The organism is Corallococcus praedator (genome assembly GCF_003612125.1).
GTDB lineage: Bacteria > Myxococcota > Myxococcia > Myxococcales > Myxococcaceae > Corallococcus > Corallococcus praedator.
The window spans coordinates 1-13935 of record NZ_RAWI01000253.1; the positions used below are offsets into that span (position 1 = coordinate 1).

At 69.8% G+C, this 13935-nt stretch carries 11 protein-coding genes and 1 pseudogene; 9 read left to right on the top strand and 3 right to left on the bottom strand.

The features are described 5' to 3' along the window. Nucleotides 1-743: pseudogene (gene sinK / locus D7Y13_RS27360) on the bottom strand (hybrid histidine protein kinase/response regulator SinK); the annotation flags it as partial. 167 nt (nt 744-910) lie between these two features. Here sinK and D7Y13_RS27365 point away from each other — a divergent pair. Beyond that, on the top strand, nt 911-1300 hold the full coding sequence (locus D7Y13_RS27365) for a demethoxyubiquinone hydroxylase family protein (protein ID WP_120582139.1): 390 nt from the start codon (nt 911-913) through the stop codon (nt 1298-1300). Nucleotides 1301-1343: 43 nt separating this feature from the next. Here D7Y13_RS27365 and D7Y13_RS27370 read toward each other — a convergent pair whose 3' ends face one another. Next, nucleotides 1344-2729, bottom strand: a complete 1386-nt coding sequence (locus D7Y13_RS27370) for a diguanylate cyclase (protein ID WP_120535631.1) — start codon at nt 2727-2729, stop codon at nt 1344-1346. Nucleotides 2730-2781: 52 nt separating this feature from the next. On the opposite strand from D7Y13_RS27370, the gene D7Y13_RS27375 reads away from it, so the two are divergent. From D7Y13_RS27375 to nadC, 4 genes are all read left to right on the top strand, one after another. Next, the gene (locus D7Y13_RS27375; protein WP_120535632.1) at nt 2782-3597 is read left to right on the top strand and encodes a chemotaxis protein CheW; all 816 of its coding nucleotides are present in this window, start codon (nt 2782-2784) and stop codon (nt 3595-3597) included. Nucleotides 3598-3714: 117 nt separating this feature from the next. Continuing rightward, nucleotides 3715-4974, top strand: coding sequence for a response regulator (locus D7Y13_RS27380; protein WP_120535633.1), 1260 nt, complete (start codon nt 3715-3717; stop codon nt 4972-4974). A 53-nt stretch (nt 4975-5027) separates the two neighbouring features. Further along, complete coding sequence (locus D7Y13_RS27385) at nt 5028-8537, top strand: valine--tRNA ligase (protein WP_120582140.1); 3510 nt, start codon at nt 5028-5030, stop codon at nt 8535-8537. Nucleotides 8538-8546: 9 nt separating this feature from the next. After that, nucleotides 8547-9428 carry a carboxylating nicotinate-nucleotide diphosphorylase gene (gene nadC / locus D7Y13_RS27390; RefSeq protein WP_199732654.1) on the top strand — a complete coding sequence of 294 codons (882 nt, stop codon included), beginning with the start codon at nt 8547-8549 and terminating at the stop codon, nt 9426-9428. A gap of 85 nt (nt 9429-9513) precedes the next feature. Here nadC and D7Y13_RS27395 read toward each other — a convergent pair whose 3' ends face one another. Then, nucleotides 9514-11142 carry an alkaline phosphatase family protein gene (locus D7Y13_RS27395; protein ID WP_199732655.1) on the bottom strand — a complete coding sequence of 543 codons (1629 nt, stop codon included), beginning with the start codon at nt 11140-11142 and terminating at the stop codon, nt 9514-9516. Nucleotides 11143-11234: 92 nt separating this feature from the next. Between D7Y13_RS27395 and D7Y13_RS27400 the strand changes: the two genes are divergently transcribed. From D7Y13_RS27400 to D7Y13_RS46930, 4 genes are all read left to right on the top strand, one after another. Then, the gene (locus D7Y13_RS27400) at nt 11235-11639 is read left to right on the top strand and encodes an acyl-CoA thioesterase (RefSeq protein WP_120535636.1); all 405 of its coding nucleotides are present in this window, start codon (nt 11235-11237) and stop codon (nt 11637-11639) included. Nucleotides 11640-11690: 51 nt separating this feature from the next. After that, nucleotides 11691-12656, top strand: a complete 966-nt coding sequence (gene glpX / locus D7Y13_RS27405; RefSeq protein ID WP_120535637.1) for a class II fructose-bisphosphatase — start codon at nt 11691-11693, stop codon at nt 12654-12656. 30 nt (nt 12657-12686) lie between these two features. Beyond that, complete coding sequence (locus tag D7Y13_RS27410) at nt 12687-13112, top strand: type II toxin-antitoxin system RatA family toxin (RefSeq protein WP_120535638.1); 426 nt, start codon at nt 12687-12689, stop codon at nt 13110-13112. Nucleotides 13113-13514: 402 nt separating this feature from the next. Then, nucleotides 13515-13688, top strand: coding sequence for a hypothetical protein (locus D7Y13_RS46930; protein ID WP_167508779.1), 174 nt, complete (start codon nt 13515-13517; stop codon nt 13686-13688). Nucleotides 13689-13935 lie beyond the last annotated feature (247 nt).

Consider the following 13935-nt stretch of genomic DNA (forward strand, 5'->3'; position numbering starts at 1 on the left):
GGCGGGAAGAGCACGCGGAACACCGTGGCCGGGGGCGGCACCTCGTGCATCGTGGACGGGGGCACGAGCGATATCTGCGCATGGTGTTCGTGCGCGATGCGCCGACAGACGGCGAGGCCCAGGCCGGTGCCGCGCTTGTTGGCGGTGACGTAGGGCTCGAAGATGCGCTCGCGCAGCTCCTCGGGGATGCCCGGGCCCCAGTCCGCCACGTACAGGACGGGAGATGCGCCCTCGTGCGCAAGCCGCACCTTCACCCGGCCCCGGCCGGCCATGGCATCGCGCGCGTTGTTGAGCAGGTTGAGCGTGAGCTGCTCGATGAGCCGCGCGTTGCCCAGGATGGTGAGGTCCTCCGGGGCTTCCACCTCCAGGGAGATGCGCGCCGAGTCCGGGTTGACGCTGAACACCTTCGCCGCCGCCCAGATGGGCGCGGCCAGGGACTGCCGCTGCTGCGGGGCCGGTCGCTCGCTGGCCAGGCGGATGAAGTCGGAGACGATCTGCTCCATCCGCTCCACCTGCGCGAGCAGCAGCTTCAGGGGGCCGCTGGAGCCCCCTTCCTCGGCAAGCAACTGGGCGTACGCCTTCGCGCCCAGCAGGGGCTGGCGCAGCTCGTGGAGGACCTCGGCGGCGACCTGGTGGGTATGGGCGTTGGCGCGCTGCAGGGCCACCGCCGCGAGTCTGGCCGCGGGCAGGTCTCCTGCTTCCAGGGCCTGGAGCAGTTGCGCGAGCGGCGAGGGGGTCTCCATGCCGGGGAGCATGGCGGAGGCAGGTGTTCACGTGCAACGCACCCCCGGCGGGAATCGGTTGACCGCGTCCTCGCTCGCACGGATGCTCGCGGGCACCCTCCAACCGGCGTCCGGACGGCGACGTTCCGCACGCCCGGGTGGCCGGTCCCCCTGTCGCAGAGGTCCGCATGCCGCAGACGAACCCGTTCCACTCGGTGGTGCCCCGGAAGCTGACGGACTCCGAACTCGCCCGCTCCATCCGGCTCAACATCGAGGCGGAGCTGGACGCCATCAACCTCTACGCCGCGCACCTGGACGCGACGGACAACGAGGATGCCAAGGCCATCCTGCGCCACGTCATGGACGAGGAGCGCGAGCACGCGGCCCTGTTCTGGCAGCTCATCGCCCGCCTGGATCCCGCGCAGGCCCAGCACGACCGCGAGGCGTCGCAGAAGTACCGCCTCATCACCACCGGTGCGTCCCACGAGGAGGTGGAGGCGGTGGGCGAGGGCGGCGGCGCGGCCGAGGTGGATCCGGAGCTGCCCAAGCGCCTCACCGTGGGCAGCCTGCGCAAGTAGGACCCCCGGACCCGGAGGCGTCCCGCGTGGCTCCCGGGCGCCTTCAGCCCTGGGTGTTCGGAGTCGGCGGGCCCTGGCGACGCTCGGCCGGGGTGGCTTCCAGGTCCTGCGCCGCCACGTAGACGACGTTCCGGCTGCCGCGCTTGCCCCGGTACATCGCCCGGTCGGACAGATCCAACAGGTGGTCCTTGTCCTGGGCGTGTTCGGGGAAGCTGGCCACGCCGATGCAGGTGGTGAGCTTCAGCGCCAGGCCCTCACGCCCCAGGAACTGGTGGGTCTCCATGGTGCGGCGGATGCGCTCGGCCACCTTGAGGGCGCCGCCGGAGTCGGTGCCGCGCAGCAGCACCACGTACTCGTCGCCGCCGAAGCGCGCCACCACGTCCGGGTCTCGCACGCAGCCCTTGAGCACGCGCGCGGCCTCCACCAGCACGCGCGAGCCCACGAGGTGCCCGTGCGTGTCGTTGATGGTCTTGAAGCGGTCCAGGTCCAGGAAGAGCAGGGAGAAGGGCCGCTGCGTCTGCACGGCCTCGTTCACCTCGCGGTCCAGCACGAGCTGCAGGTAGCGCGTGTTGAACAGGCGGGTGAGGTCGTCCACGTACGCCAGGTCCTCCACGGCGGCGAAGCGGCCCAGGTTGCGCAGGGCCAGCGCCCAGTTGCGCACGAGGAAGCTCACCGTCTCCGGGTGGTGCTCCGGGGGCGCGCTGTCGTGGAAGAGCACCGCGTGGCCCAGCACCGTGTCGCCGTCCACGGCGGGGAAGGTGAGGGTGCGCGGCCAGGGGACCTGGAGCCCGTCGAGCACCGTGGGCTCGCGCGTGGCGGACAGCCGGTCGATGATCACCGGCACCAGCGTGTCGTGCAGGTCCTGGGGCAGTCCGCGCATGCCGTGCGCGCGGAAGCCGGCGGAAGGGTCGCGCTCCAGCAGCATCACCGCGGAGGCGCCGGCCATGGACTCCAGTGCGTCGGAGGTGGCCGTGGCCAGCCGCTCGCGGTCGAGCGTGGTGGCGATCCGTTGTCCCGCCTCCAGGAGCGCGACGTGCTGGCGCAGGGAGGCGTTCTCCCGCATCAGGTCGCGCGTGGTGAGCGCGCGGCGCAGGGCGTGTTGCAGGGCCTCGGGCGCCACGGGCTTGACCAGGTACTCCGCCGCGCCGCTCTTGATGGCGCGCACCGCAGGGGCCACCTTGTCCAGGCCGGTGATGACCACCACCTCCACGCCGGGGTAGCGCTCGCGCACGTGGCGAAGCACTTCCATGCCGTCGCCGCCGGGCAGGATGAGGTCGGTCACCACCGCGTCGAACCGCTCCGCGGAGAGGGCGGCCTTCGCGTCCGCCACGGTGGGCACGGCCGTGACGATGTGTCCCGCGGCCGTGAGGTAGTCGCCGTAGAGGTTGCGGGCGATCTTTTCGTCGTCGACGAGGAGCAGTCGCGCCATGACTGTTCACGGCTTAGCACCAAGCCCTGGAACGCTGCTAGGGTCCCTGGCCGTGTCCCCCTTTGAAAGCGGACGTCGGCTCTGCCTTCTGGTGGAGGCCGGTGAGACGCGCTACGCCGTGGAAGCCACCTCCGTGATGGAGGTCGCCATGCCGGGCGCGCGCGGCACCAGCCTGCGGGGCGTGCTGGAGGTGAAGGACCTGTCCGCGCTGCTCGGCGGGCCGCCCGAGGACGTGCCGGGCATGGTGGTGGTGCTCGACGTCAGCCCCACGCTCGCGGTGCGGGTGCGCTCCGTGGTGGAGGTCGCGGACGTGGCGCGGGATCCGTTCTTCCTCCTGCCCCCGGGGCTCGCGGACTCGCTGGCGCCCTTGAGCCGGGGAGCGGTGCTGCACAAGGACCGGCTGTACCTGGAGCTCATCGTGGAGGCGCTGCCCCACCGGGTGGGCCCCCGGGCTTCGCCGCCCGAGCCCCGGCCCGTGCACTGGACGGACGTGCCCCCGGAGCGGGCCCTGGTGCTGGAGTCGCAGGGCGTGCTGTTCGGCGTTCCGTTGAACAACGTCTCCCAGGTGGTGCCCAAGGGCGTGTCCTTCAGCGTCCTGCCGGTGCAGAGTGGGCCGGTGGCGGGCGTCTACCCGCATGCGCAGGCCCTGTGGCCCATCTGTTCGGTTCCGGCACTGTTGGGGGCGCCCGCGCTGGCGGAGGAATTGTTCGTCCTCACGGAGCTGGCCGGGCGGACCGTGGGGCTGGCGGCCACCCGGGTGCTCGGTGTCCTGCAGAAATTCAAGCCCGCCGAGCTGATGGGCACGTTCAAGGCACCGGGGCTGCCGGATCCCGTGATGTTCCTGGACCTGCAGCGCATGTTTTCTTGATCGGCCGGAAGCGCGAACCCTAAGCTTCTCCGATTGACACAGGGCCGGCAGGCAGGCTTGCTCGCCCGAAATCTCAAACGAATTCAGGGGGGTATGCGCCCCCCGAGGCCGGAGCCGATGCCCAAGAATCTACTGATCGCCGACGACTCGCTCACCATCCGCAAGGTGATCGGGATGATCTTCGCGACGGAAGACTTCCAGGTGACCGCGGTGGACAACGGGCTGGACGCCATCACGCGCACGCGTGAGCTGCGCCCGGACGTGGTGCTTGCCGACGTGATGATGCCCGGCAAGAGCGGCTACGAGGTGTGCGAGGCGCTCAAGAGCGACCCCTCCACCCAGGCCATTCCCGTGCTGCTGCTGGCCGGCACCTTCGAGGCGTTCGACGAGAACCGCGCGAAGGCCGCCCGGGCGGACGACCACATCACCAAGCCCTTCGAGAGCCAGATCCTCCTCGACAAGGTGAAGGCGCTGGTGGGCCAGAAGTCCAACACGATGCCCGCGTCCGCCGCGACGCGCGTGTTCCCGCAGACGGCCGCGCCCGTGCCGCCCCAGGCCGCCGCGCCGCAGCCGCCCGCCGCCGCGCCTCCGGGTGCGCGTCCTCCGGGTCCTGGCGCTCCGCCTCCGGGCGCGCGTCCTCCGGGTCCTGGCGTGCCGCCTCCGGGTGCGCGTCCTCCGGGCCCTGGCGTGCCGCCGCCTCCGGGCATGGCGCGTCCGCCTCCGGGCGCCGTTCCCCCGGGTGCGCGTCCTCCGGGTCCTGGTGTGCCGCCGCCTCCGGGCGCGCGTCCTCCCGGGCCGGGCGTGCCGCCTCCGGGTGCGCGTCCTCCGGGCCCTGGCGTGCCGCCGCCTCCGGGCATGGCGCGTCCGCCTCCGGGCGCCGTTCCCCCGGGTGCGCGTCCTCCGGGTCCTGGCGTGCCGCCGCCTCCCGGCATGGCCGCGCGTCCTCCGGGCCCTGGCGCTCCGAACATCCCGGGCGGGTTCCCGCGTCCTCCCGCCGGGGGCACGCCGCTGCCGCCCTCGCATCCGCCCGCGGCGGTTCCGCCGGCCGCCCGCGCACGGGATCCGTTCGGTCTGGGGGCTCCGGCCGCGGCGCCCGCCGCCGTGCAGGCCCGTCCGGAGAGCATCCGCATCGAGGACTCGCTGCCCGAGCACAGCGGCGCGGAGGAGATCTCGCTCGACATCGGCGGGCCCACGCCGGCCGCCGCGCCCTCGCGCCGTCCCGCGGATGGAGGCGAGGCCCTGCTTCGCGAGGCCCTGTCGAAGGCCTCCCGCGAGGTCATCGAGAAGATTGCCTGGGAGGTCGTACCGCAGCTGGCGGAGACCATCATCCGGCAGGAGCTGGAGCGGCTCATCAAGGACCGCGAGACCCAGCATTGATTCGCAGTCCCCCCTGATTCCCCGCCGGCCCCGTCGGGGGCCGGCCGTCTTCAATGACTGACACGACTGAACTGTCCAAGGCCTACGAGCCCTCCGAAGTGGAGGCGCGGTGGTACAACCACTGGCTGGAGCGCGACTACTTCCGCGCCGAGCCCACTTCCGCCAAGCCGCCGTTCAGCATCGTGCTGCCGCCGCCCAACGTGACGGGCAGCCTGCACATCGGCCACGCGCTCACCGCGACCATCCAGGACATCCTCACGCGCTGGAAGCGGATGAGCGGCTTCAACGCGCTGTGGCTTCCGGGCACGGACCACGCGGGCATCGCCACGCAGATGGTGGTGGAGAAGGAGCTCAAGAAGTCCGAGGGCAAGAGCCGCCACGACCTGGGCCGCGAGGCGTTCCTCGAGCGCGTCTGGACGTGGAAGGGCAAGTACGGCGCGCGCATCGGTGAGCAGCACCGCTACCTGGGCGCGTCGCTGGACTGGAGCCGCGAGCGCTTCACCATGGACGAGCAGTCCTCGGCCGCGGTGCGCGAAGTGTTCGTCCGCCTGTACGAAGAGGGCCTGATGTACCGGGCCCAGAAGCTCATCAACTGGTGCCCGTCGTGCCGCACGGCCTTGAGCGACCTGGAGGTCGAGCACGAGGAGAAGAACGGCTCGCTCTGGCACATCCGCTACCCGGTGAAGGGCACGGACCGCACGCTCACCGTCGCGACGACGCGCCCGGAGACGCTGCTGGGTGACACCGCCGTCGCCGTGCACCCGGACGACCCGCGCTACGCGGACCTCGTGGGCAAGAGCGTGGCGCTGCCGCTCACGGACCGTGAGATCCCCATCATCGCGGATGGGGAGCTGGTGAACATGGAGTTCGGCACCGGCGTGGTGAAGGTCACGCCCGCGCACGACTTCAACGACTACCAGACGGGCCTGCGCCACAAGCTGCCGATGCTGTCCATCCTGGACGAAGCGGCGCGGATGACGAAGGACACCGGCAAGTACGCCGGCGTGGACCGCTTCGAGGCGCGCAAGCAGGTGCTGGCGGACCTGACGGAGCTGGGCCTCCTGGAGAAGGAAGAGCCGCACAAGCTGAGCGTGGGCACCTGCCAGCGCTGCGCCACGGTGGTGGAGCCGCGCCTGTCGCCGCAGTGGTTCATCAAGATCGAACCGCTGGCGAAGCCGGCCATCGAGGCGGTGGAGCAGGGCCGCACGAAGTTCGTCCCCGAGTCCTGGACGAACACGTACTACCACTGGATGCGCAACATCCATGACTGGTGCGTGAGCCGCCAGCTGTGGTGGGGCCACCAGATTCCCGCCTGGTACTGCGCGGCGTGCAGCCCCGCGGGCGAGGAGCGTTCGCTGGACAGCGCGGCGGTCATCGTGTCGCGCACGACGCCGGAGTCCTGCCCGAAGTGCGGCGGCACGGACCTGGTGCAGGACCCGGACGTGCTGGACACGTGGTTCTCGTCCGCGCTGTGGCCGTTCTCCACGCTGGGCTGGCCGCGCCAGACGCCGGAGCTGAACACCTTCTACCCGACGTCCGTCATGGAGACGGGCCACGACATCATCTTCTTTTGGGTCGCCCGGATGATGATGATGGGCCTGCACTTCATGAACGATGTGCCCTTCCGCACCGTGTACCTGCACGCGATGGTGCGCGACGAGAAGGGCGAGAAGATGTCCAAGACGAAGGGGAACGTCATCGATCCCCTGGACGTCATCCTGGGCGCCAAGGTGGACGCGCTCCAGCCTTCGCTGCGCAACCGCTTCCCGCAGGGAATGCCCGCGTTCGGCGCGGATGCGCTGCGCTTCACGCTCGCGTCGCTCACGCAGCAGGGCCGCGACATCAAGCTGTCGATGGACCGCCTGGGTGGCTACAAGGCGTTCTGCAACAAGCTGTGGAACGCCAGCCGCTTCGCCCTGATGAACATGGGCGACTTCAGCCTGGACAAGACGCCGCTGGAGGGCCGCACGCTGACCTTGGCGGACCGGTGGATCCTCTCCCGGTTGCAGAAGGCCACGCAGGAGACGCGCGCGTCGCTGGAGGTGTACGGCTTCGCGGAGGCGGCCTCCACGCTGTACCAGTTCCTGTGGGCGGAGTTCTGCGACTGGTACATCGAGCTGGCGAAGGGCTCGCTGTACGGCGAGGACGCCGAGGCCAAGGACACCACGCGCGCGGTGCTGGTGTACTGCCTGGATCGCATCCTGCGGCTGATGCACCCGTTCATGCCGTTCATCACCGAGGAGATCTGGCAGAAGCTGCCGATGTCCCGGCCCACGGAGAGCATCTGCATCGCGGCGTATCCGGAGCCGGACGCGGCGCGCGTGGATGCGTCCGCGGAAGCGGAGATGGCGCCGGTCATCGCGGCCATCGAGGGCCTGCGCACGCTGCGCGGTGAGAGCAACCTGCCGCCGTCCGCGAAGGTGAAGGCGGTGGTGCAGAGCCCGGATGCGACGACGCGCGAGCTGCTGGAGCGCTGGCGCGCGTACCTGATGCCGCTGGCCGGCCTGTCGGAAGTGCTCGTGGGCCCGCCGGGCGCCAAGCCTCCGCAGGCGGCGGCGTTCGTCAGCGGCAATCTGGAGATCTACGTCCCGCTGGCGGGCCTCGTGGATCTGGACGCGGAGCGCGACCGCCTGAAGAAGGAGATCGCCCGCGCCGAGCAGGAACTCACCAGTGTGCAGCGCAAACTGGACAACCCGAGCTTCGTGGCCCGTGCTCCGCCGGACGTGGTGGCGAAGGACCAGGCCCGGGTGGCGGAGCTCCAGGAGCGCACGGTCAAGCTGCAGGATCACCTCCAGCGCATCGCCCCGGAGCCCCAAATGTCCGAGCCCGAGACGCCGTCGCCGTTACCGGTCAGCACCGAGTCCGAGACCTCCACCCTCGCGGCGTCCGAAAGCGCGCACGTGAAGGTGGCCACCGAGCCCAAGGCGTCGAAGGACGACGTGAACCTGGGTCAGGAGCTGAAGGGTGAGATGGAGGCGGAGGCCGCCGGGGAAGCGCCCCAGACCGCCGACCCCGTGGTGGAGGACGCGCTCAACAAGCTGCGCGAAGGCACCAAGGAAGGGTTGTCCGCCGCGGATCACCACGACCTGGGCGTTGCGTACATGAGCATGGGCCTCGTGGACGATGCGATGCGCGAGTTCGACCGGGCCAAGGAGGGTGGCGACACCCGTGAGGCTCCGGAGGCGGAAGGGGCCGTGAAGGCGCCCGGCAAGAAGACCGCGTCTTCCAAGAAGGCTCCGGCGAAAAAGGCGGCGGCCGCGAAGAAGGCCCCGGCGAAGAAGGCTCCCGCGAAGAAGGCGGCGGGCAAGAAGGCCGCGGCGAAGAAGGCTCCCGCGAAGAAGGCGGCGGGCAAGAAGAGCGCTGCGAAGAAGGCATCCCGAGGCAAGCCGGCCGCGAAGAAGGCGGCGGGCAAGAAGAGCGCTGCGAAGAAGGGTGGTGCCCGCAAGGCGCCGGCCCGGAAGACCTCCGCGAAGAAGGCGGCGGGCAAGAAGGCCGGGGCGAAGAAGGCCACGGCGAAGAAGACCACCCGGGGCAAACCGGCGGCCCGCAAGGCCCGTCGGTAGGAGGCGGAAGTGCAGCAGGATTATCTCGATCGGCTCATCGCGCTGTCCCTGGACGAGGACCTTGGCGCGGCGGGGGACGTCACCTCGCTGGCGGTGGTCCCCGCTGATGCGGAGGGCAGTGGGGAGCTGGTCGCGAAGGAGCAGATGATCATCGCCGGCCTGGACGCCTTCGTCCGCGTCTTCCACATGGTGGACGCGGAAGTGGAGGTGGAGGTCCTCAAGCAGGACGGCAACGAAATCAAACCGAAGGTGGTCGCCGCGCGCGTCCACGGCAAGCTGCGTTCACTGCTCGCCGCCGAGCGCACCGCGCTCAACCTGGTGCAGCGCGCGGCCGGCATCGCGACGTTGGCCCAGCAGGCGATGACGTCCGTGCGGGGCTCGAAGCTGCGGGTGCTCGACACGCGCAAGACGCCGCCGGGCATGCGGGGCCTTGCGAAGCACGCGGTGCGCATGGGCGGAGCGTCCAACCACCGCTTCGGCCTCTTTGACGGCATCCTCATCAAGGACAACCACATCGCGGCCGTGGGCGGTGACATCACCGAAGCCATCCACCGCGCGAAGCTGAATGGCCCCCGCCTGGTGAAGATTGAAGTGGAGGTCACCAACTTCAAGCAGCTCGCGGAGGCCATCGCCGCGGGCGCGGACGTCGTCATGCTGGACAACATGGACGACGCGCAGATCCGCGAGGCCGTGAAGCTGACGGCCGGCCGGGTCCCCATTGAAGTCTCCGGCGGCGTCACGTTGGACCGGCTGCCCCGGCTCGCGAAGCTGGGCGTGGACTTCGTGTCGATGGGCGCGCTGACGCACTCGGCGCGGGCCATGGACCTGTCGCTGGAGATCCAGACGACGAAGAAGTCCACGCGCAAGCCCCGCTCGGCGGCACAGGGCTGACGCGGTTCCTCATCTGACGGAATGAAAAGGGCAGGGCGGGCCGGTGGAAACCGGCTCGACCTGCCCTTCCGTCAGGGCGGCGTCCCTACTTCCCAGTGAGCGCCTCCGCGCGCGGCTTGCCTTCCGCCGACGCGGGCATCCCCATCTCCAGCAGCGCGGACAGCGTGGGCGTCACGTCCACCGGATCGATCTCCTGGAGGTACAGGCCCGGCTTCACGCCCTTGCCCGCGAACACCACCGGCACCTGCGTGTCGTAGGAATACGGCGTGCCGTGGTTCGTCCCGCGCGGGTAGTCGCTCACCACGTAGAACGGCTTCGACACGAAGAGCACATCCCCGCTGCGCTGCGGGTAGTAGCCGCGCCGCAGCGGCGCCACCAGGCCTCCGGTGTCCGGCGCCGTGTCCAGGTCGTCCTTCGCCACCGCCAGCACCGTGAAGGGCTGCTTCGCGAGCCACGCGGCCGCCGCCCTGCGCACCGCCACGCCGTCCAGTTGCCCCGACTCCAGCGCCTTGCCGCCCAGGTACACGTCCAGCTCCAGCAGCTTCACCGTCACGTCGGCCTTGAACTTCGCCTGCAGCTCCTGGGCGAGTCCCTTCGCCGCTTCCACCGGGTTGAGCCGCACCGCGGGCACGCCCGCCTGGGCCCAGGCCTCCGCGATCTCCGCGCCGCCATGGTCCGCGGACAGCGCGATGGTCAGGTGGGCCTTGCCTCCCGCCGCGCGCTCGGCGGCGGTGATGAGCTCGCCCATCGCTTGATCCAACCGCAGCAGCGTGTCCTGCATCTCCCACGAGTACGGACCGAACGCGTGGAACACCGCGTCCGTGCCGCTGAAGCTCACCGCGAGGATGTCCGGCACGTCGTCCTTGCCCAGGCCCTCGCCCTCCAGCGCCGCCTTCGCGGACTGCACCAGCAGGTCATGCGAGAGGGGCGACACGCCAAAGACGCGGTACGAACCGGGCCCCGGCGCCTTGAGCCCGCCATTCAGGGCGTGGGGGAACGTGCGGCCCATGCTGTAGGGATCCGGCGGCTCCGTGGCGCGGTCGTCCTCGCCCACGTATTCGGCGCGCGGGCGCAGCAGCTCCCACGTCTTGCTGAAGCCCGCGTCCGCCAGCTTGCGCGCGTTGAACGCCTGCATCCACGCGGGCACCTCCTTCGCGTACCAGGTGCTCGTCACCATCTTCCCGGTGGCCTCGTCGAACCACCACGCCTGGCCCGTCCGCCCGGCCAGCGGAATGGCCGCACGCGCCTTGAACGACAGCGCCACCACCTTGCCCCGGCCTTGCGTGGCCACGCGCAGCCGGTCCGCCAGCGTCTCCGCCATCAGGTTCGCCGGGCTGCTGTCCGCCGTGGGGACGGTGACCCCCTCCAGCACCTGATGCGTCGGGTCCAGGTAGACCTGCACGGCCTGTCCGCTGGCGCGCTCATAGACGTCGTTGTCCACGATGCCGTGGCGCCAGGGGTTCGCGCCGGTGGCCAGCGTGGCATGACCCGGTGCGGTACGCGCCTCCGCGTAGGCATACCGCGCGTAGGGGTAGTACGCCCCCGTGTCGAGCAGCCGGCCCAGACCGCCCGTGAGGCGCGGGCGGTTGCGCAGGAGCAGGTCGCTGCCCAGCGCGTCCACGCTGATGAACAGCGTGAGCTTCGGGGCCTTCGCCTGGGCGGGCAGGGCGGACAGGGCGGACAGCACGGCGAGAGTGGTCAGAAGACGCGACATGGCGGACAGCCTCCCCGGCCGGATGGTCAGAAGCAACCAACATGCGTCCCCACCGCTTGGACACGTCACCCCGCCCTGATATGGGCGGCCCAATGGTCGAGGCACGGCTGCGCGTCATCTACGGCGACACGGATCAGATGGGGGTCGTGTACTACGCGAACTACTTCCGCTACTTCGAGTTCGCGCGCAGTGAGTTCTTCCGGGCCCACGGTGGCAGCTACCGCGAGCTGGAGAGCACCGGCCTGCTGCTGCCCGTGGTGGAGGCGAGCGCCCACTACAAGGCCTCCGCGCGCTACGACGACCTGCTCGTCATCCGCGCCACGCTCAGCGAGCTGCGTCATGCGTCGCTCGTGTTCACCTACGAGTTGCTGCGCGACGGCGAATCGCCCACGCTCTTGTGCACCGGCCGCACGATGCACGCCTGCGTGGGGCGCGACGGCAAGCCCCGGCGCATGCCCGAAGCCCTCTCCCGACTGAAGGCCCTGGACGCTGGCTGAGCCCAGGCCCCTGATTTCCCATCCCGAATTTCCCGAACGAGGAGCACCACAATGGATCGCAACCTGGCAATGGAGGTCGTGCGCGTCACCGAGATGGCGGCCATCGCCTCCGCCCGCCTCATGGGCCGCGGCAACAAGAACGAGTCGGATCAGGTGGCCGTGGACGCGATGCGGCGCGCCTTCGACGCGCTGAACATCGACGGCACCGTCGTCATCGGCGAGGGCGAGCGCGACGAGGCGCCCATGCTCTACATCGGCGAGCGCGTGGGCCGCCGTGAGCCGGGCGCCCCGGAGGTCGACATCGCGTTGGATCCGCTGGAGGGCACGAACCTCTGTGCCTACGGCCGCCCGGGCTCCATCTCCGTCGTGGCCATGTCCAGCCATGGTGGCCTGCTCAACGCGCCCGACACGTACATGGAGAAGCTCGCCGTGGGGCCGCGCGCCAAGGGCGCCATCGACCTGACCAAGTCCCCCACGGAGAACCTGCGCGCCATCGCGGAGCGCATGAAGGTCTACGTGGAGGACCTGACCGTGATGACGCTCGACCGTGAGCGCCACGCCGACCTCATCAAGGAGGTCCGCGCCGCAGGCGCCCGCGTGCGGCTCATCGAGGACGGCGACGTGGCGGGCGCCATCGCCACCTGCTTCGAGGGCACCGGCGTGGACGTGCTGATGGGCATTGGCGGCGCGCCCGAGGGCGTCATCGCCGCGGCGGCCATCCGCGCCACCGGCGGCGACATGCAGGGCCGGCTGGTGCCGCGCAACCAGGGCGAAATCGAGCGCGCGAAGAAGATGGGCATCACCGACATCCACAAGATCTACTCCGCCGAGGAGCTGGCCAAGGGCGAGGTGATGTTCGCCGCCACGGGCGTCACCACCGGTGACTTCCTCAAGGGCGTGCGCTTCTTCGGCGGTGGCTGTGAGACGCACTCCGTCGTCATGCGCAGCAAGACGGGCACCGTCCGCTTCATCCAGTCCGTGCACAAGTTCGACAAGAAGCCGGGCTACGCGCTGTAGCCTGCCCCCTTCTCACCAGGAGACACCGTCATGGCCGGCGCCACGCGCACCATCACCATCAATGCCCCGATCGAGAAGGTCTTCGACATCATCACCGACTACGACCGCTACGCGGAGTTCCTGTCGGAGGTGAAGAAGGTCTCCACCTCGCAGCGCCAGGGCAACACCGTCCAGGTCCACTACGAGGTCGATGTGGTGAAGACCATCCGCTACACCATCAAGGTCACCGAGGAGCGCCCCAAGCGCATGTCCTGGACCTTCGTGAACGGCGAGGTCATGAAGGACAACAAGGGCAGCTGGACCCTGGAGCCCGACGGCGAGGGCAAGACGCGCGCGACCTACAACGTGGAGATGGCCCTGGGCATGCTCGTGCCCAAGGCCATCGTCAACGGGCTCGTGGACAACCAGCTCCCCAAGATGCTGGACGCCTTCAAGCGCCGCGCGGAAGCCCCTTGAAGTCCGTCCGTCCTTGACGGATTGCGTCAAAATCCGCCTGCCTGTCTGTTTCCCGGTGCGACGTTCGTCGTGCAAGGAGCAGGGAGGCAGGCGGGCGCTTTTCGGCTGGAACCGTGCCGCGAATGCCCTCGAGGGTCACCTGAGACGGGTTGGGTTGCGGCGCGGCTCGGGCGTATTAGGATCAGGCAATTTTTGAACGTCCGCTGGGTTTCCCATGACATCCGCGCCACGGTTGCTCTGGCCGGGATGTCGGGAGGTGGACGAGCAGCCATGCAGAATCACGGCGGCGCACCCATGAAGAAACAGGGGTTCTTAATTTGCATCAAAGAGAAGTGGAAGTGGTAAGGGGGCGGGACGGCGGGCGTACATCGGGGTACGTAGGCTGAGGGAGAGACCGAACCCATGCTCGACGCTTTCATTATCGAAGAGATCAAGCGCCGCGAGCGGCTTCGCCGCGAGGATTACGAGCGGCCGGTGGTGGAGCTTCCACTGCCTGTTCCCGATGACCGTCCCCACCGGAGGACGGACACCGAGGAAGACAAGCCGTCGCGAGGCGTTGTCGTCATCGACCTCTGACGCCCCCCATTCCCGTGGCCCCCAGGCCACGGCGTGTCCCGAAGCCCACGGTCGGACCGTCCTCCAGACAGTCCTCCGCGGGCTTCTTGCTTGCGGGGAAGCAGCGACGCCGCAGCGTCCCTAAGTAGGTCGCCGGAAGTTCCGAGACAAATGCCGGTCGCATGCGCATTTTCTGGACCATGCGACCGGCAAGGAGCCCCGCCGAACTGGGGCTGACAGCAGAGGACAGGCGGAAGCTGGAGCATGC